Here is a 17,783-nt window from a genome sequence, read left to right on the forward strand (position 1 = left end):
CTTTATCAGTTGTGGGGGGGTGATTGTCATAAAACTGTCATAAATGCACGCGGGGCATTGATGCAACCCGGAAAATCAGCACTATCAACGGATATGAAATCTTCCAAGAAACGCCGGAAAACCCGTCCGGCCCGTCCACTCACATTGCTCCAGCAGCTGGCTGCGGTTCCCGAAAAGCTCTTCACCGGTGCTTTCCGGCAGCAATATGCCGCGCTCTGTTTCCGTTATGCCGCCAACGGCGTGGATGTCGAAATCCTCCTCGTCACATCCCGTACCAGTCAGCGCTGGATCATTCCGCGCGGCTGGCCGATGAAGCGCAAGAAGCCGCATCAGGCGGCGGCGATCGAAGCGTGGGAGGAGGCGGGCGTACGTGGCCGGGTGAAGAAGGATGCGGTGGGCCGCTATACCTATCTCAAGATGCTCGACAATGGCGATGTCGTTCCCTGCATGGTCGACGTCTTCCAGATAGAGGTGACGGAAACGGACGCGACCTTCAAGGAGCACGGTGAACGCCTGCTGGAATGGGTGCGCCCTGACGAGGCGGCAAGACGCGTTCGCGATATCGAACTGAAATCACTGCTGGTCGATTTCCGGCCAAAGGGGAAAAAGAAACGCCAGAGCGGCGAGAGACCGTAACCGCATCTGCCCGGCATTCCTTCCTGCAGCCGGTACTGTAATGCCACCGCAATAGGACATGCCCACCCTTGCCTGATGATTGTCATCAGGAGCCGTTGCATGAATTTACGTCGTCCCGTTCTCCGCTTCTTATTGCGTTATCTCCATCCGATTATCGCCATCGCTTTGCTTCTGGCGGGCCCGGCTGCGATTCTTTTGCTGAGATGACGACAGGGGCACCATTCGGAATGACGGGAAGGCGGTGTCGCCTTCCCGTTGTCAGCCGGATTGGTGTCCAGCCGACCTTGTCAGGCCGGCTGCTTTTGGGAAGGTTGCGCCTCATGGTTCGAATGCCCCGTTTCATCCGGCGCTTTCGGTAACAGGCGGGCGAAACGCCTGATGATGCTGTCCAGATAGGACAGGATGGTCGGCACCACGATCAGGGTCAGCAGCGTGGAACTGATGAGGCCGCCAACCGCCGCATGGGCCATCGGCGCGCGCTGCGCGCCGCCGCCGCCAACGGCCAGGCCGAGCGGGATCATGCCGAAGATCATCGCAAGCGTCGTCATGATGATCGGACGGAAGCGGATGACACCCGCATTCTCCAGCGCCTCGTTCAGCGAGAGCCCCCGCCGTCGCTCGCGATTGGCGAAATCCACCAGCAGGATGCCGTTTTTGGTCACGAGGCCCATCAGCATGATGAAGCCGATCAGCGAGAACATGTTGATCGTGCTGCCGGCGATCATCAACCCGATGAGGACGCCGACGAGCGACAGCGGCAGCGACGCCATGATGGCGAGCGGTTGCAAGAAGCTGCCGAACTGCGAGGCGAGCACGATGTAGATGAAGATGACGGCCATGCTGAGCGCCGTGACCATATGGCCGACGGTTTCCTGCATGGTTTCGGCGTCGCCGCCGAAGCGGATGCGATAGCCGTTCGGCAGGTCAAGACCGGCGGTCAGGCCCTGCAGGGTCTCCGTCACGTCGCCAAGCGTGCGGCCGGCAATATTGGCCGAAACCAGTATCTCGCGGCGATTGTCGATGCGGCGGATTTCGGCGGGGGCCGGCATGATGCCGATATCGGCAACCTGATCGAGACGCACCATCAGCGGCGCACCGTTCGCCGCCGTGCGGCCGGTTGCGATCATCAATTCACCGAGACTTGCCAGGTCGGACCGCCGCTCGGCCGGCAGGCGGATGACGATATCGTACGTATTGCCGTCCGTATCCGTCCATTTCGACACATCCTCCCCGCCGATAAGGGGGGAGAGTGCCGTGGCAAGATCGGAGCGGGCAATGCCGAGATCGCTCGCCGCCGCAGGCTTCAGGCGTACCGACAGGACAGAGGTTACATCCTTCGCACTGGAGGTCACATCCACGAGGCCCGGAATTTTTTTCATGTCTTCGACTAGGCCGGCGGCGATTTTTTCAAGAACAGCCCGGTCGTCGCCGAGGATGCTCAGCTGCACCGGGCTTTCGCCGCCGCCAAGGCCATTCTGCAGGATCGTGACCTCAATGCCAGGTATGGCCGACAGGCGCTTGCGAACCGGCTCGGCAAGGGAGAGCGGGGTTCGGCTTCGCATATCGAGCGGCACCAGGCCCACCAATATGGCGGCGCGATGTTTGCCGGCGGCGCCGCCTGTGTTGATGGTGGAATAAAGCATCTCGACCTCCGGAAATTCCCTCAGCGCCTTCTCGACCTGCCGCACCTTGGTCGTCGTATAGTCCAGAGAGGAGCCGACCGGCGCGGTGATGTTGACCTGGAAGCGGCCCTCATCGGCATTCGGAACGAATTCCGTGCCGACCAGCGGCACCATGAACAGGCTGCCGATAAATATGCCCGATGTGACAAGCAGGGTGACGAGCCGGTGCCGCAGGGTCCAGCCGATGGCGCGGCGATACTGACCGGCCATCCATTCGAAGCCGCGGTCGAAACGCGCGATCAGTCGGCCTATCGGACCGCGTTTTGCATCGGGTTGGGCGTCCGGATCGTACCAGACGCTTGATAACATCGGATCGAGTGTGAAGGCGACGAAAAGCGAGATCAGCACGGCGGCGGAGACGGTGACGCCGAATTCGTAGAAAAACCGGCCGACGATGCCATCCATGAAGGCAACCGGCAGGAAGACCGCCACGATTGTCGCCGTTGTCGCGATGACCGCAAGCCCGATTTCATTGGTGCCGTCGAGGGCTGCGCGCAGGTGGGATTTGCCCATATGGAGATGGCGGGTGATGTTTTCGCGCACCACGATGGCGTCATCCACGAGAATGCCGATGGAAAGCGTCAGCGCCAGCAGGCTGAGCGTATTGAGCGTGAAACCGAGGATATCGATCACCGCGAGCGTGCCGATGATGGCGATCGGCAATGTCAGCCCGGTAATCACCGTGCTGCGCCAGGAATTGAGGAACAGGAAGACGATGGCGACGGCGAGCGCCGCACCTTCGATCAGCGTCGTCTGTACCTGACCGACGGATTCGCGAATGGGTATCGATGAATTCGTGACGATACGCAGCTGCACGTTCTGCGGGGCAAGCTCGGCGTTGAGCGCATCGAGGCGCTTTCTCACATCCGTCGCCACCTCAACGGTATTGGCGCCCTGAACCTTGACGATGTCGATCGCCAGCGCCGTCCGGCCGTTATAGAGGGCGCGGCTTTCGGCATCGGCTGCCCCTTCGGAAAGTTTGGCGACATCGCGAAGCTCGATGGCCGCGCCGCCGCGCCTTGCCACCACCATATCCAGCAGCGCCTGCGGCTCCTCGATACGGCCCTGCACCTGGATCGTCCGTTCGGAGACGGGATCGACGACGCTTCCGGCCGGGCTGTTGGTATTGCCGGCGCGCAGCGCATTCACAACCTCGTTGATGCCGATTCCAAGGGCGCGCATGCGCGTCTCGTCGATCGTCACATCGATCTGCCGTTTGCGGGCGCCAACCAGCGTTGCCTGGCCGACGCCGGCAACGGTCGTCAGCTGCCGCACCACCCTCTGGTCGGCAAGCGTGGTGAGGGCGGGCACATCGAGCGACGTCGAACTGATCGCAACCGACAGGACCGGCTCGGCGGCGGGGTCGAACCTCGATATGACGGGCTTTTTGGCGTCTTTCGGAAAATTCGCCTCGATGGCGGCGATCTTGTCGCGGACCTCCTGCGCGGCGGCCGAGCTCTGCACTTCGAGCTTGAATTTCGCGACCACGACGGAGCGCCCCTCATAGGAGGTGGACGTGACCTCGTCGAGGCCGCCAATGGCGTTCAGCGCGTCCTCGACCGGGCGCGTCACCTCGGTCTCCACCGTCTCCGGCGTCGCACCCGGATAAGAGGTGACGACGACTACCACGGGAACGTCAACATTGGGATATTGGTCCAGCCCAAGCCGCTGCAGCGAGAAGGCGCCCATGACCAGAAGCGCCACCATCATCATGGTGGCGAAAACGGGATGGGTAACGGATATGCGGGTCAAAAACATTTCAGCCTGCCTTGTCGATGGTGACGGCCATGTCAGGCCCCAGTTCGGGAAGCGGTGCGGTGAGGATGGTCTCGCCATCCTTCAGGCCGGCGGCGATCTCGACCAGGTCGCCATCGTTCCAGCGCGCTCCGACTGCGACCGTCTGGCGGCGAAGATGGCCATCCTCCACCTTCAGCACATGGTAACCCGTCTCGTCCTTGCGCAGCGCGATTGCGGGAACGACAAGCGCATCGTTCTTTTCACGCAGGAGGATCGATCCGCTGGCGAACATTCCGCCCCACAGCCGGCCGTCCCGATTGGCAAGCCGCAGATAGACGGCGACGAAACGGGTGCCGTCTTCGGCAACCGGGCTGATGCGGTCGACCGTGCCTTTGACGATCTGGCCGCCAAGGCCGTCGATCGCCAGTTCCGCCGTCTGGCTGAGCGCCACGCGCGGTATGTCGCGGGTGGCGACAAGAACCTTCGCTTCCAGCACGCTGGTATCGACCAGTGTGAGAAGCTCGCCATCCGCACCGACTCGCGATCCCGCCTCGGCCAGCCGACGGGTGACGGTGCCGCTGAAGGGTGCGCGGATTTCGGCATTGCGAAGGGCGAGGCGGGCGATATCCGCCTGCGCCGCAATGCTCTGGAGCCTTGCCGTCTTCACCGCGACATCGCTTTTCGCCTTGTCGAGCTGTTCTGCCGACGCGATGTTTTTCAGGGCAAGCTGTTCGGTTCTCGTCAGGGCCTGCATCGCCAGCATCAGCTCGGCCTCAGCCGCATCCCGGTCGCTCTGCCGCAGCAAAAGCGTCGATTGCAACTCATCGGTTTCGAAACGCACGAGCAGCTTGCCCGCCTGCACCGTATCTCCGTCGCGGACATTCATTTCCACGATCTTGCCGGCCTCACGGGCGCGGATCACCACACGGGTGATCGGTTGAAGCTCGCCGCTGATGCCAAGCCGCTCCACCATCGGGCGCGTGCCGATCTTTGCCGTTTCCGCGGCCGTCAGCTCGAATGGCGTGCCTGCGGGGCTCATCGAAGCGGTTTCGACGAGCCCGTTCACGATGCCTTTGACACGCTCATTCGCATCGACGCCGCCGCGCGCCGGATCGAGAGCGGTGACAACGAGAACGCAACCTGCAAGCGCGATCCCCGCCTTGATGGTTCTCTTCATCCACATACTGAAATCCTTTCCATCCCGGGACCGCCGCTCAGGCGGTCGCATTGCCTCTGTCGAGGCGGATGGTTTCTGGATAGGCATCCATAATTGCAGCAGCATTACCCTCCGGGGCGCGCCTGCCTAAACGGAACCGCCTAGTGCTCCAAAGTTCTGTTTTTATGAATTTTCCAGAGGTGAAACCATTATGGATCCTGGTTGTAAATGCTCCAGCGTCGTCTTCGCCGCAATACTGCCGCAACCTTTCTGGCAGAAAACGGAAGGCGAAGGGACGGTGACGCATGAGACTTCTGTTGATCGAAGACGAAAAGGAAATGGCGGATGCGCTGACGGCGACGCTCGGCAAGCAGGGGATCGTCATCGACCATACCATGTGGCTCGGCGATGCGATGGAGTTGACGCGTCAGCACGTCTATGACGCCATTCTGCTCGACCGTCGCCTGCCTGACGGGGAAGGGCTCTCCTTCGTTCCGCAGCTGCGCCGCGCAGGTATCGACACGCCGATCATTCTGTTGACGGCGATGAACGAGCCGGAAGAGCGGATCGCGGGGCTGGACGGCGGCGCAGACGATTATCTTGGCAAGCCGTTTCTCGTCGGCGAGTTGCTGGCGCGGGTGCGCGCGGTTCTCAGGAGGCCGGCAAACCTTGCGCCGGCCCAGATCACCGCTGGCCGCATCGTCATTGATCCGCTCCATCTCAGCGTCACGATCAATTCGGTTCCCTTCGATCTGCCAAGACGCGAGCTTGCGGTTCTCATTGCGCTGGCGAAACGCAAGGGCAAATCCGTGCTGCGCTCCACGCTCGAGGCAGCCGTTTACAATTACGAGGAGGAGATCCAGTCCAATGCGCTCGACGCGCATATATCGCGGCTGCGAAAACGCCTGCTCGATGCATCCGCAGGCGTCGGCGTCCATAATATTCGTGGTATCGGTTATCTGTTGAAGGAAGAAGCATGAAAGCGCAGGGCACGTCCAACCCGTCCTTGTGGTGGAAACTGAGCTGGCAGCTCAGCGTCGTCGTCTCTGCCATGATTGCCGTGGTCATCATCGGGCTCTGTTTTTACGGCGTGATGATGCTTTCCCCCAATATTGCGCTCTGGGACGACCTCTCGGCCACGCTTGATGGTTCACTTTCGCTCGATCCGCAAAAGGGATTGGTCATTACCGAGAGCCCGGCATTGCGGGCCCTGAAGGCGGAGAACTCAACACTCTGGTTCGTTGCCTCCACGCTGGATGGGCGGGTGGCGACCTACGGCGCCGTGCCTGCCGTTTATGAGGAATTGTCGCGGTATCTGCATCTGATGACGGATGCCGATATTCGTGGAGGAAAGGGCATCGTCGAGGTCGCCCTGGTTGAAAGCATGGAAACGAAATGGGGTGCGGTAAGGGTCATGTTCGGCGGAACGACGCATGTAGGCGGGCAGTTCCTGACGCTTCTTGCCGGAACCTACAAGATTTACGTTCCCCTGCTGGCTGTCATCCTGCCCGCCGTGTTCTTCTCGGTTCCCCGCATCGTGCGCCAGGCGCTTTCCGGCCTCAGTTCCGTCGTCAAAAAGGCCCCCGAGATCGATCCGCGGCGGCCGGGCTCAAAGCTTCCCGTCGAGGATGTGCCTCGCGAGGTGGTTCCGCTGATCCTTGCCTTCAACAGCATCCTCGAACGGCTGGAAGAGCAGTTTCGGGCGCGCCAGCGTTTTCTCATCGATGCGGCGCATGAGCTTAGAACACCAATTGCGATCATGCAGACCCGGATAGAGGGCTTGCCGGGGCCGGAACAGCAACGCCTGATGGAGGATGTCGCGCGGCTTGGCGAAACCACCGAACAGCTTCTCGCTTTCGAAAGAAACGATCAGGTGAACGACCGGCGCGAGACGGTGGAGCTCGTCGAGATGACCCGCACCGTCGTCGCCGATCTTGCGCCGCTTGCGCTTTCGGCGGGTTATGACATCTCCTTCGATACGCAGATCGCGCGATATGAGGTGATGGGCAACCCCTTCACCCTGCCGCGCGCCATCAGCAACATCGTACGCAATGCCATCGATTATGGTGGCAACAGGGGGATGATCCATATCTCGGTTCTCGCCAATGGTGAGATCGCGATTTCCGATGAAGGGCAGGGGATAGCCGAAGACCAGCGGGAACGGATTTTCGAGCCCTTTTACCGCATCACACCGCGCAGCACCGGGGCAGGGCTTGGCCTCAGCCTCGTCAAGCAGATTGTCGCCAACCATAACGGGCGAATCTTTCTGGATAGCAGCGCTTTCGGAAGCACCTTCCGGTTACGTTTCTGATCGTCGCGTTGCGCGCTGTCCAGAGGCTGGTGATTGTAATGTTGCCGCAATTTTAGCTGTCGTACCGTGCGGGGCACAGGATCAATCATCCCAACCGGAGTACGTGCAGTGAAACAACAGTGGAATCTGTTTGCCCGGGGTTCCGGCGACAAGGCGTCCCGCAGCCGCGGTGTCGCCTTCGCCACCTTGCCCTTCGCCATCATCATGTCCGGCTGCACCTCCGTGCCACTGAAAGAAGGTGGCACGCTTACCTCCTATGCGCAGCTCAGCCCGGCCAAGGGAAAGTTCACCAAATCGCGAACCTTCGTGGACGCCACCGGGCTGGCCGGGGTCAAGACCGTCGCCATCGTGCCGACCACCTTCTCCTTCGCCGCCTCGTCGCGGATCACATCGGAAAAGGATCGTGCCCTTGTTTCGAATGCGCTGGATCGCGCCATCTGCGTGGCGCTCAGCGATAAATACCGAATCGCCGCTCTTGGACAGCCGGCGGATATGACGGTGCGCACGGTCATCACCGATCTGGTGCCGACCGACAAGACCATGGCCGGGGTATCGACGGCCGTGACGCTCGGCAGCGGCTTCGTCCTGCCGGTCAGCGTGCCGCGTCTCCCATTCGGGCTTGGCGGGCTGGCCGTCGAGGCCGAGGCGGTGGATAGTGGCGGCGTTCAGCGTGCGGCGGCTGTCTGGTCCAAGGGCGCGAATTCCATCACTGGTAACGCCCGCGCATCGGAAATCGGCGACGCTTACGAGCTTGCCACCGATTTCTCCAACTACTTCTCGCGTATTCTCGTGACAGGCAAAGTTTCCGACGGCCTGAACCTCTCTATTCCTTCCGGCCATCGAATCCGGTCGGCTCTGGGCGGAAAACCGAAATATGTCGAGTGCGATGCCTATGGCCGGTCACGTGGCTTGAAGGGCATGGTGGCCGACAAGTTCGGCGCGCCGCCGCAATGGACCGACGACGGGCGCGCGAAAGCCGCTTCGCGATAGGCCAGCCGCTCCATATGAAGATCGCGCGCATTACGGCGCGCGATCGTCCGAGCCAAGTCCCTATGCCGCGAGGCCGAGCTTCTGGAGGCCGCATTCGCGGACGATCTCCGCAATATGGGCGAACTGGGCCGAAAGCGGATTGCTCTTGCGCCAGACCATGCCGATGGTGCGCGACGGGCGCGGTTCCGCAAGCCGGAATACCGAAACGGTGGATTGCCTCGTTTCCATATCGACGGCCATCTGCGGAATGAGCGTAACGCCGATGCCGGCGCCGACCATCTGCACGAGGGTGGAGAGCGAAGAGCCCTCCATCAGCACGCGCGGCGGCGCATTGGTCGTGCTGCAGAAGGAAAGCGCCTGATTGCGGAAGCAATGGCCTTCCTCCAAAAGCAGAAGCCGCATTTCGCCGAGCTTGTCGGCGCTCGGCACCGGCATGCCCGCATCCTCCATCGGCCGCACCAGAATGAATTCCTCCGAAAACAGCGGAACCTCTTCCAGCGCGGGCTCCGAAACGGGCAGGGCGACGATCGCCATGTCGAGCCGGGCTTCCAGCAGGTCCTCGATAAGCTTCTGCGTCACCGCCTCGCGCGGGCGGGCCTCCAGTCCGGGATAATGTCGGGTGAGAGTCTTGATGACCTGTGGTAAAAGATAAGGCGCGACCGTCGGGATGACGCCGATGCGCAGGCGGCCGCTGAGCGGGCCCTGGCCCGCACGCGCCAGATCCTGCAGCTCGTCCACCGAACGCAGGATCGAGCGGGTGCGCTCGGCAAATTCTTCGCCAAGCGTCGTCAGCCGGATCTGGCGGCTGCCGCGTTCGACAAGCGGCGCGCCGATCAGTTCCTCCAGCTCGCGGATTTGCAGCGACAACGCCGGCTGGGAAATCGCACATGCCTCCGCCGCCCGACCGAAATGGCCGATCTTGGCCAGAGCGTCGAAATAACGGAGATGTTTCATGGAGAGCGCAATCATAAGCTCAGCATATCGCAGCCTTTAGAATATACAATTGGAAATTATGGAACCCGGCTGTTAGTCATCTTCATGACAGAAAGAAGCTGTAGCTGTCAGAGATCATCAGCCTCGCTGCACGGTTTCCCATGACCTGCCGCAGGCTCTGGCTCCAACAGGCTGCACATGTCGAATTGATTATTTCGTTTAATTGCTAAACCCATCGGAGGGCGAAATGGACGCAACTTCAAAACCGGCTGGCAAGTGTCCCGTCATGCATGGAGGCAACACGGCCTCCGGTAAATCAGTTACCGAATGGTGGCCGAATGCGCTGAACCTCGACATCCTGCATCAGCACGATACCAAGACCAATCCGCTCGGCACCTCCTTCAACTATCGCGAAGCCCTGAAGACGCTCGACGTCGAGGCGCTGAAGGCGGATCTGCGTGCCCTGATGACCGACAGCCAGGAATGGTGGCCGGCCGACTGGGGCAGCTACGTTGGCATGATGGCCCGTGTTACCTGGCATGCGGCGGGTTCCTACCGCGTAACGGACGGTCGTGGTGGCGCCAACACCGGCAACCAGCGTTTTGCTCCGCTCAATTCCTGGCCTGATAACGTCAACACCGACAAGGGCCGCCGCCTGCTTTGGCCGATCAAGAAGAAATACGGCAACAAGATTTCCTGGGCAGACCTGATCGCGCTCGCCGGCACCATTGCCTACGACGTCGCCGGTCTGAAGACCTTCGGTTTCGCCTTCGGCCGTGAAGACATCTGGGCTCCGGAAAAGGACACCTATTGGGGTGACGAAAAGGAATGGCTGGCGCCGAGCGATGGCCGTTACGGCGACGTGACCAAGCCCGAGACGCTGGAAAACCCGCTTGCCGCCGTGCAGATGGGCCTCATCTACGTCAACCCGGAAGGTGTGAACGGCAAGTCCGATCCGCTGGCAACGGCGGCGCAGATGCGCGAGACCTTCGCCCGCATGGGTATGGATGACGAGGAAACCGTGGCTCTCACCGCCGGCGGCCATACCATCGGCAAGTCGCACGGCAATGGCAGCGCCGCCAACCTCAGCCCCGACCCGGAAGCCGCAGGCCCGGAATTTCAGGGTCTTGGCTGGATCAACACCAAGGGCCGCGGCATTGGTCGCGACACGGTTGTTTCCGGTATCGAAGGTGCCTGGACGAGCGAGCCGACCAAGTGGGACAACGGCTTCTTCGACATGCTGTTCAAGCATGAGTGGACCTTGACCCACAGCCCTGCCGGTGCATCACAATGGGCGCCGATCACCATCGCCGAAGAAGACAAGCCCGTGGACGTTGAGGATGCCTCGATCCGCACCATTCCGATGATGACCGATGCCGACATGGCTCTAAAGGTCGACCCGATCTACCGCGAGATTTCGCTGAAGTTCAAGGACGACCAGGATCATTTCTCGGACGTCTTCGCCCGCGCATGGTTCAAGCTGACGCACCGCGACATGGGGCCGAAGTCCCGTTACATCGGCCCTGACGTTCCGGCGGAAGACCTGATCTGGCAGGATCCCATCCCGGCAGGCTCCACCAGCTACGATGTCGCTGCCGTCAAGGCGAAGATCGCGGCGTCTGGCCTTTCCGTTGCCGATCTGGTCTCGACCGCCTGGGACAGCGCCCGCACCTTCCGAGGTTCGGACAAGCGCGGCGGCGCCAATGGCGCACGCATCCGCCTCGCACCGCAGAAGGACTGGGAAGGCAACGAGCCCGCCCGTCTTTCCCGCGTGCTTTCGGTTCTGGAGCAGATTGCCCGTGAAAGCGGCGCGAGTATTGCGGACGTGATCGTTCTCGCCGGCAATTACGGTGTGGAACAGGCGGCCAAGGCGGCCGGCTTCGACATTGCCGTGCCTTTTGCGGCCGGCCGTGGTGACGCTTCCGCCGAGCAGACGGATGCCGACAGCTTTGCTCCGCTTGAGCCGCTGGCGGATGGTTTCCGCAACTGGGTCAAGAAGGACTATGTTGTCAGCCCCGAAGAACTGCTGCTGGATCGCGCGCAGCTTCTGGGCCTGACCGCGCCGGAACTGACCGTGCTCATCGGCGGCCTGCGCGTCATCGGCACCAATTATGCCGGTACGGCGCATGGCGTGTTCACCGACACGCCCGGCGCGCTGACGACGGACTTTTTCACGACGCTGACGGACATGGCCTATTCCTGGGTTCCGACCGGCAACAATCTCTATGAGATTCGTGACCGCAAGACTGGGGCAGCCAAGTACACCGCCACCCGCGTCGACCTCGTCATCGGTTCGAACTCCATCCTGCGCGCCTATGCGGAAGTTTATGCACAGGACGACAGCAGGGAGAAATTCGTGCGTGATTTCGTCGCCGCCTGGACGAAGGTGATGAACGCTGACCGTTTCGACCTTCTGTAAGGAAGGCCGACCGTTAAATGGTGATGCACCTCCCTGAGCGATCGGGGAGGTGTTTTTGCGGCCGGTGGGTTGGCGAGATTGAATCAGTCACTACGCGATCCGGCATGAGGGGAGGTTATTCGCCTCTGCATTCCGCTCGTAGTGGGATGTGCTGCCCTATCGCCTGTCCGAAGACGAAACCGGTTTGCCGGGAGAGGATTTTTCGGCCTTTTCCGAGGGCGCTATGCCGCTTTTTTCATTCTCATGCGCATCCGGCCCGGCAACGATGACGCCGCGGCCCTTCTCTTCGCGCTTCTTGTCCGCGAAGTTGCCCGGTTCCTTCTTGCTGTCCATGATAGTCTCCATTGTTGCGTTCCTGTCAGGAGTTCAACGGGTGTCCTGGGCAGAGGTTCCAGAATAGTCGTGTCAGTGAATGTTTCTCTTCATAACGATCTTTGCTATTAACATGAATTCATAAGTCATGTTATTGGGGCGGAGCGCGATGACTGGCGCCGCGCGCCTGTCTTCCAAGCCCTCAACCCAAACCCGACAACCGGACGGTACCCGCATTGAGTTTCTGGCATTCCATGACCTGGCACACGGAAGGGATCAGCGTCACTGCGCCGGTGAAGTGGCGCCAGTTGGACGGGCTCGTCAGTGCTTTCTGGGAGGCGGAAAGCCAGATGGGGGCGAAGGGTTATTATCTTGCCGCCGATCCGCGCATCTTGATTTTTTTCAACGATGTGTCTTCGCGCATCAGCATGTCCAACCGGAACGGCGAGTTCAGCAACCATTCGCGGCCGATGACACGCGCTGTTTATGTGCCGGCTGGCGTGCCGATGTGGACGAGCAGCAACGCCTCGCACCGGTTCTCGCATCTCAACCTGCATATTCACAAGGACCGGCTGTTGCGCTTCCTGTCACCTTCGGTCGGCAGTTCGGCGGCGATGACGGCGCTGCGCCGCCCGGTCGAGATACAGGATATCGGCTCGGTGGAAACCCTTGCCGGGCTACTTGTCGATGAGCTGGCGGAGCCCTCGAAACATGCGGTCTATGCGGAAAGTCTCGTCGGCAGCATCGTTGCCGGCCTGTTGGATATTCCCGGCCCTTCACCGGAGCAGGTGAATGGCCGGTTGACGCAGGCGCAGTTGAACAAGCTTCTTGCCCAGGTCGAAAAGCGTGGCGACGACCGTATGACGGTTGCCGAGATGGCCGATATTGTCGGGCTTTCGGAAAGCTGGTTCGCGACCGTGTTTCGCCAGAGCACCGGCAAGACGCCGCTGCAATGGCAATTGGAACGTCGCATCAACGCGGCCCAGAAACTTCTGCTGGAAGGCGATCTGACTGTGGCCGATATCGCCGCCCAGCTCGGCTTTTCCGATCAGGCGCATCTGACCAAGGCTTTCCGCCAGTCCGTGGGCAACACGCCCGCCGCCTGGCGGCGTCTGCACAGGCTGCTTTGAATTGGATCCTCGGGACAAGCCCGAGGATGACGTTAAACATTAGGATTGTCGTATAGTAGTTTGAAATCAGATATTTTTTTCTACCACGTCTTTCGCAAAGTCACGGAAAACGCCCGGCCGGGATTGTAGAAGTCAGCGCCGAACCCGCCATACGAAACGTGTTTTTCGTTGAAGAGGTTGGAGACATTGACATCCAGTGAGGCGGTTTCCTGAATCTTGTAGCTGAATGCCGCATCCACGGTCACGCTGCTTCCGGTTTCGATCTTGTTCGAATTGTCGAAATAATAGGCGCCGGTATAGCGGCCGCCGAGACCGAAGGTCATGTCGCCGAAATGGTCGTTACCTTCGAGCGTATAATTGACCCACAGTGAAGCCTGATGCTCGGGGACGAATTGCGGCCGGTTGCCAACATTGCCGCCGGTGCCGTTTTCGGTGATCTCCGCATCGAGATAGGAATAGGCCGCCGTCAGGCTGAGATTGTCTGTTACCTCTGCCTTCGCTTCAAGATCGAGGCCGCGCACGCGCACCTCGCCGATGGTGGTCGGCAGGCTGGTGATCGGGCTGGTGACGGTGATGTTGTTCTTCTTCAGATCGTAGATCGAGGCGGTGAACAGGGCCGGGAAAGCGTGCGGCCGGTATTTCACGCCGAGCTCGATCTGTTCGCCGCGTTCCGGTTCAACGGTGAGACCGGATGCAGGCACCACCGATTCGGCATAGCTGATATAGGGCGCGATTTCGTTGGTGACCTTGTAGGACACGCCGATGCGCTTGGTCAGCTCGCTGATGTCGCCGCTTGCCGTCGTGCCATTCAGCCGGTTGGTCTGGTCGGTGTCGATCCAGTCATTGCGAAGGCCGGCGCTGACGGTGAGCCTGTCGAAGAAGGTCAGGTCCTGCTGCAGGTAGATGGCTTTGGTTTTCTGGTCCGTCAGCGAGTTGGAGAAGAGCGGCACCGAGGAGGGTGCGCCGGTATAGACCGGGTTCATCCAGTTTATGTTCGGCGCAGCGCCGAAGTAGTTTTTGCTGCCGGATGTGTAGTCGTTGTAGAAGACGCCGACGAGGCTGCGGCTTTCGACATTTTCAAACCGCGTGTCATATTGCAGGCGCGTATCGATCAGGAAGTTTTCGGTCTCGGTGTCGTTGCCGAAATAGGAACGGTTGGCGATGGTCGAACCGTTGGTCGGCGTCGACGAGATATAGGCATAACCGAAGTCCGTATTCGCCTTGCTGTAACGGGCGTTGGAACTCAGGGTCAGACCCGAGCCGAAATCGTGGTCGAACATCACGTTCAGCGAATTGCGGTTTGTGCCGCGATAATTGTAGTCCGGTTCGCCGAAGAAGCGGCTCCGGTCGAAATGCGAGCCGACGGGATGGCCGCCGCCGCCGGGAACGCCATCCTTGTTGAGATGATCGTAAACGACGGTGAGGCTGGTGACGTCGGTCGGACGCCAGGTCAGGCCGCCCATGAAGAATTTCTCGTCATCGCGGGAATAGTCATATTCCGCATCGGCATTTCTGAGCTTGCCGGTCAGACGATAGGACAGCGTGTCGTCGCTGGTGATGTTGTCCCCGAAATCGAAGCCGGTTTCGGCGCGGCCGTAGGAGCCGCCGGTCACATAGGCTTCACCAAAACGGGTGCGTTTCGGCACCTTGGTGGAATAGTTCACCGAGCCGCCGGGATCCGAGACGCCGAAGGTGGTGGAATTGCCGCCCTTCAGCACTTCCACCCGCTCATAGGCATAGGTTTCTTCGCGCAGGGCACCGAAGGGACGGCCGAGGGTGAGGCCATCGCGATAGGTATAGGCATCGAAACCGCGAATCTTGAAATAGTCGAAACGGTCGTCGGAGCCGTAAAAATCCGTGGTCACGCCAGCGGTATATTGCAGCGCCTCCTCCACGGTCTGCACACCGCGCTGCTGCATTTCCTTGGCGGTGATGACGGAAACGGCGGCAGGTGTGTCGAGAATATCGGACGCCATCTTGCTGCCGCTCGTGGTGCGGGTGGCAACGATCGATTTCTGGTCGTCATTGTCGCCACTGTCGATGGTGATGCGTTCCAGAACCGTGCTGCCGCCCGTATTGGCAGATTCCTGCGCCAGCAGGGAGCCGGGCAGGGTGGCAACAAGCGCCGTGCAGGCAAGCAGGGCCGCCTCCTGGTAACGACGTCGCGCGGTTTTGCAGTGTCTGCCTTCGGTTTCGATATTCATTGGTATGTTCCAGACCTTGATGCCCCGATCGCCGTTTTCACGGCCCACTCTCGAAGCGCCCAATAACTTGAGAAAGTTTGTCCGGTATTGTAACTTTTTGCGGTTTTGTACAAAACCCCGGAAATTTCACCGCTGTTGCGGCGGCATTTCTTGCCTGGGCTTGACGGGGGCATTTGAAGCTGAGAGTTCAAGTCCACTTTTGAACCTTTGAGAGCTTTGCCATGCTTCGCCCGTTTCGCTGCCTCGTGCCGGTATTTGTGCTTTTCCTGTCGATGATCGCGCCTGATATGGCCTCGGCGGAGGACACGGCCAGCTATCCCATCGTCATCAAACATGCGTTCGGTACGACCACGATTGCGAAGAAACCGCAGCGGGTCGCAACTGTCGCCTGGGCGAACCATGAGGTGCCGCTGGCGCTCGGCATCGTGCCCGTCGGTTTTGCGGCGGCCAATTTCGGCGATGATGATGGCGACGGCCTGCTGCCATGGGTGGCAAAGCGGCTCACCGAACTCGACGCGGCAAAGCCTGTTCTGTTCGACGAGGGTGACGGCATCGATTTCGAGGCCGTGGCGGCAACGCAGCCGGATGTCATCCTTGCCGCCTATTCCGGCCTCAGCCAGTCCGATTACGATACGCTGAGCCAGATCGCCCCTGTTGTCGCCTATCCCGTCTCCCCCTGGGCGACGGACTGGCGCGAGATGATCCGGCTCAACAGCGCCGGGCTCGGCATGGCGGTGGAAGGTGAGGCGCTCATCAAACGCACCGAGGGCGAAATCGCGCAGGTCGCCGCCGGCTACCCGCAGCTGAAGGGCAAGTCGGCCATGTTCGTCACCCATCTCGACGCCACCAATCTCAGCGTCGTCAATTTCTATACGGCCAATGACACCCGGGTGAAGTTCTTCGCCGATCTGGGGCTCGCCTCGCCGAAAAGCGTCCTGGAGGCGACGAAGCCGGGGCAATTCGCCGCCGGCGTCAGCGCCGAGCGTGTGGATGCCTTTGACGATGTCGATATCGTCGTGACCTATGGCAGCCAGCCGCTGCTGAACGCCATGCGCGCCGATCCGCTTCTCGCCCGCATGCCGGCCGTCGCCAATGATGCGATCGTCATGCTCGGCCGCGATCCGCTTGGCACGGCCTCCAACCCCACACCGCTGTCGATTTCATGGGTATTGAAGGACTATGCCGATCTCCTGGCGAAGGCCGCCGACAAATCCTCCGGGAAATCACAGTGACAATGTCCGGACCCGGCAAAGCGACAACGGTGCTGCTCGCCGGCCGCTCCAGCCGCGCGAGAACCGCATGGCTCGGCGCGGTACTGACGCTTCTCGCGCTGCTCTGTGCGCTCTCTGTCGCCATCGGCACGCGTGACGTCTCTTTTGCGGATATTGTTGGTGGGCTCAGCGGCCGCGTCGAGACGGTTGCCGAAGCGGCGGTTGCGGTGCGCCTGCCGCGCACGCTGCTCGCGCTGCTTTCCGGGGCCGCACTCGGGCTGGCCGGCGCCATCATGCAGGGTGTTACCCGCAATCCGCTTGCCGATCCCGGCATTCTCGGTGTCAACATGGGGGCGTCGCTAGCCGTCGTCATCGGCATTGTCTGGTTCGGCATCGCCACGGCGCAGGCCTTCATCATCACCGCAATTGCGGGGGCGGGGGCATCTGCGGTTTTCGTTTATGTCGTCGGCTCTTTGGGGCGAGGCGGCGCGACCCCGCTGAAACTCGCACTTGCGGGCGCCGCCACCTCCGTCGCCTTTTCGTCGCTCGTCATCGCCGTCGTGCTGCCGCGCAGCGATATTGCCGGCGGCATCCGCTCCTGGCAGATCGGCGGCGTCGGTGGGGCGACCTTCGAGCGCATCGAGACCGTGCTGCCCTTTCTGGCCGCCGGCTTCATCATCAGCCTGCTTTCGGCGCGCAAGCTGAATTCTCTGGCGCTCGGCGATGAAATCGCGGCCGGGCTTGGCGAGAATGTCATGGCAGCCAGAGCCGTGGCGTCCTTCGGCGCCATTCTGCTCTGCGGTGCGGCCACCGCCATTTGCGGGCCGATCGGTTTTGTCGGGCTGGTGGTGCCGCATCTCTGCCGCCTGCTGGTTGGCGTGGACAATCGCTGGCTTTTGCCGTTCTCGGCCCTAGGTGGGGCCTGTCTGCTGCTTGCCGCCGATATTGTCGGGCGCATTGTGGCGCGGCCGTCCGAACTTGATGTCGGCATCGTCACCGCCCTCGTCGGCGCGCCTTTCTTCATCTGGATTGTCAGACGCCAGAGGGTGCGCGAATTGTGAC

13 protein-coding genes are annotated in these 17,783 nt (G+C 61.1%); 8 read left to right on the forward strand and 5 right to left on the reverse strand.

Features of this window, described 5'->3' with window-relative positions; all coding sequences use genetic code 11:
* Nucleotides 1–93 precede the first annotated feature (93 nt).
* On the forward strand, nucleotides 94–636 hold the full coding sequence (locus MRBLRC7O_RS22415; RefSeq protein ID WP_080864454.1) for an NUDIX hydrolase: 543 nt from the start codon (nucleotides 94–96) through the stop codon (nucleotides 634–636).
* A 287-nt stretch (nucleotides 637–923) separates the two neighbouring features.
* Here the strand turns inward: MRBLRC7O_RS22415 and MRBLRC7O_RS22420 are convergent, their stop codons facing one another.
* Together MRBLRC7O_RS22420 and MRBLRC7O_RS22425 are read right to left on the reverse strand one after the other, a co-directional pair.
* A complete protein-coding gene (locus MRBLRC7O_RS22420; RefSeq protein ID WP_367727677.1) occupies nucleotides 924–4,076 on the reverse strand; it encodes an efflux RND transporter permease subunit in 3,153 nt (1,050 codons plus the stop codon).
* A 1-nt stretch (nucleotide 4,077) separates the two neighbouring features.
* Nucleotides 4,078–5,238 carry an efflux RND transporter periplasmic adaptor subunit gene (locus tag MRBLRC7O_RS22425; RefSeq protein WP_367727678.1) on the reverse strand — a complete coding sequence of 387 codons (1,161 nt, stop codon included), beginning with the start codon at nucleotides 5,236–5,238 and terminating at the stop codon, nucleotides 4,078–4,080.
* A gap of 278 nt (nucleotides 5,239–5,516) precedes the next feature.
* On the opposite strand from MRBLRC7O_RS22425, the gene MRBLRC7O_RS22430 reads away from it, so the two are divergent.
* The 3 genes from MRBLRC7O_RS22430 (at nucleotide 5,517) to MRBLRC7O_RS22440 (ending at nucleotide 8,512) form a co-directional block, all read left to right on the forward strand.
* Nucleotides 5,517–6,191, forward strand: a complete 675-nt coding sequence (locus tag MRBLRC7O_RS22430) for a response regulator transcription factor (RefSeq protein WP_080864451.1) — start codon at nucleotides 5,517–5,519, stop codon at nucleotides 6,189–6,191.
* A complete protein-coding gene (locus MRBLRC7O_RS22435; RefSeq protein ID WP_080864450.1) occupies nucleotides 6,188–7,522 on the forward strand; it encodes a sensor histidine kinase in 1,335 nt (444 codons plus the stop codon). The genes MRBLRC7O_RS22430 and MRBLRC7O_RS22435 overlap by 4 nt, the downstream gene beginning before the upstream one ends.
* A 108-nt stretch (nucleotides 7,523–7,630) precedes the next feature.
* Complete coding sequence (locus MRBLRC7O_RS22440; RefSeq protein ID WP_080864449.1) at nucleotides 7,631–8,512, forward strand: DUF3313 domain-containing protein; 882 nt, start codon at nucleotides 7,631–7,633, stop codon at nucleotides 8,510–8,512.
* Nucleotides 8,513–8,572: 60 nt separating this feature from the next.
* On the opposite strand, the gene MRBLRC7O_RS22445 is transcribed toward MRBLRC7O_RS22440, so the two are convergent.
* A complete protein-coding gene (locus MRBLRC7O_RS22445) occupies nucleotides 8,573–9,481 on the reverse strand; it encodes a hydrogen peroxide-inducible genes activator (protein WP_060727233.1) in 909 nt (302 codons plus the stop codon).
* A gap of 211 nt (nucleotides 9,482–9,692) precedes the next feature.
* On the opposite strand from MRBLRC7O_RS22445, the gene katG reads away from it, so the two are divergent.
* The gene (gene katG, locus MRBLRC7O_RS22450; RefSeq protein WP_060727232.1) at nucleotides 9,693–11,864 is read left to right on the forward strand and encodes a catalase/peroxidase HPI; all 2,172 of its coding nucleotides are present in this window, start codon (nucleotides 9,693–9,695) and stop codon (nucleotides 11,862–11,864) included.
* A gap of 156 nt (nucleotides 11,865–12,020) precedes the next feature.
* Here katG and MRBLRC7O_RS22455 read toward each other — a convergent pair whose 3' ends face one another.
* Nucleotides 12,021–12,197: a hypothetical protein gene (locus tag MRBLRC7O_RS22455; RefSeq protein ID WP_077998798.1), complete on the reverse strand. Its 177-nt coding sequence runs from the start codon at nucleotides 12,195–12,197 to the stop codon at nucleotides 12,021–12,023.
* 215 nt (nucleotides 12,198–12,412) lie between these two features.
* Here MRBLRC7O_RS22455 and MRBLRC7O_RS22460 point away from each other — a divergent pair, with 215 nt between their 5' ends.
* Nucleotides 12,413–13,306 carry a helix-turn-helix domain-containing protein gene (locus tag MRBLRC7O_RS22460; RefSeq protein WP_367727679.1) on the forward strand — a complete coding sequence of 298 codons (894 nt, stop codon included), beginning with the start codon at nucleotides 12,413–12,415 and terminating at the stop codon, nucleotides 13,304–13,306.
* An 80-nt stretch (nucleotides 13,307–13,386) separates the two neighbouring features.
* On the opposite strand, the gene MRBLRC7O_RS22465 is transcribed toward MRBLRC7O_RS22460, so the two are convergent.
* Nucleotides 13,387–15,510: a TonB-dependent siderophore receptor gene (locus MRBLRC7O_RS22465; RefSeq protein ID WP_367727681.1), complete on the reverse strand. Its 2,124-nt coding sequence runs from the start codon at nucleotides 15,508–15,510 to the stop codon at nucleotides 13,387–13,389.
* Nucleotides 15,511–15,731: 221 nt separating this feature from the next.
* Here MRBLRC7O_RS22465 and MRBLRC7O_RS22470 point away from each other — a divergent pair, with 221 nt between their 5' ends.
* Together MRBLRC7O_RS22470 and MRBLRC7O_RS22475 are read left to right on the forward strand one after the other, a co-directional pair.
* Nucleotides 15,732–16,742: an iron-siderophore ABC transporter substrate-binding protein gene (locus tag MRBLRC7O_RS22470; protein WP_080864445.1), complete on the forward strand. Its 1,011-nt coding sequence runs from the start codon at nucleotides 15,732–15,734 to the stop codon at nucleotides 16,740–16,742.
* Nucleotides 16,743–16,744: 2 nt separating this feature from the next.
* Complete coding sequence (locus MRBLRC7O_RS22475) at nucleotides 16,745–17,782, forward strand: FecCD family ABC transporter permease (RefSeq protein WP_153315842.1); 1,038 nt, start codon at nucleotides 16,745–16,747, stop codon at nucleotides 17,780–17,782.
* The last annotated feature ends 1 nt before the right edge of the window (nucleotide 17,783 follow it).

Origin of the sequence: Agrobacterium radiobacter (assembly GCF_040801995.1) — a bacterium.
Taxonomy (GTDB): Bacteria; Pseudomonadota; Alphaproteobacteria; order Rhizobiales; family Rhizobiaceae; genus Agrobacterium; species Agrobacterium radiobacter.

Bases quoted from the DNA above. Each gene is read 5' to 3' on its own strand.
- MRBLRC7O_RS22415 (WP_080864454.1), top strand. From the start codon at position 94: ATGAAATCTTCCAAGAAACGCCGGAAAACCCGTCCGGCCCGTCCACTC.
- MRBLRC7O_RS22420 (WP_367727677.1), bottom strand. From the start codon at position 4,076: ATGTTTTTGACCCGCATATCCGTTACCCATCCCGTTTTCGCCACCATG.
- MRBLRC7O_RS22425 (WP_367727678.1), bottom strand. From the start codon at position 5,238: ATGTGGATGAAGAGAACCATCAAGGCGGGGATCGCGCTTGCAGGTTGC.
- MRBLRC7O_RS22430 (WP_080864451.1), top strand. From the start codon at position 5,517: ATGAGACTTCTGTTGATCGAAGACGAAAAGGAAATGGCGGATGCGCTG.
- MRBLRC7O_RS22435 (WP_080864450.1), top strand. From the start codon at position 6,188: ATGAAAGCGCAGGGCACGTCCAACCCGTCCTTGTGGTGGAAACTGAGC.
- MRBLRC7O_RS22445 (WP_060727233.1), bottom strand. From the start codon at position 9,481: ATGATTGCGCTCTCCATGAAACATCTCCGTTATTTCGACGCTCTGGCC.
- katG (WP_060727232.1), top strand. From the start codon at position 9,693: ATGGACGCAACTTCAAAACCGGCTGGCAAGTGTCCCGTCATGCATGGA.
- MRBLRC7O_RS22455 (WP_077998798.1), bottom strand. From the start codon at position 12,197: ATGGACAGCAAGAAGGAACCGGGCAACTTCGCGGACAAGAAGCGCGAA.
- MRBLRC7O_RS22465 (WP_367727681.1), bottom strand. From the start codon at position 15,510: ATGAATATCGAAACCGAAGGCAGACACTGCAAAACCGCGCGACGTCGT.
- MRBLRC7O_RS22470 (WP_080864445.1), top strand. From the start codon at position 15,732: ATGCTTCGCCCGTTTCGCTGCCTCGTGCCGGTATTTGTGCTTTTCCTG.
- MRBLRC7O_RS22475 (WP_153315842.1), top strand. From the start codon at position 16,745: ATGTCCGGACCCGGCAAAGCGACAACGGTGCTGCTCGCCGGCCGCTCC.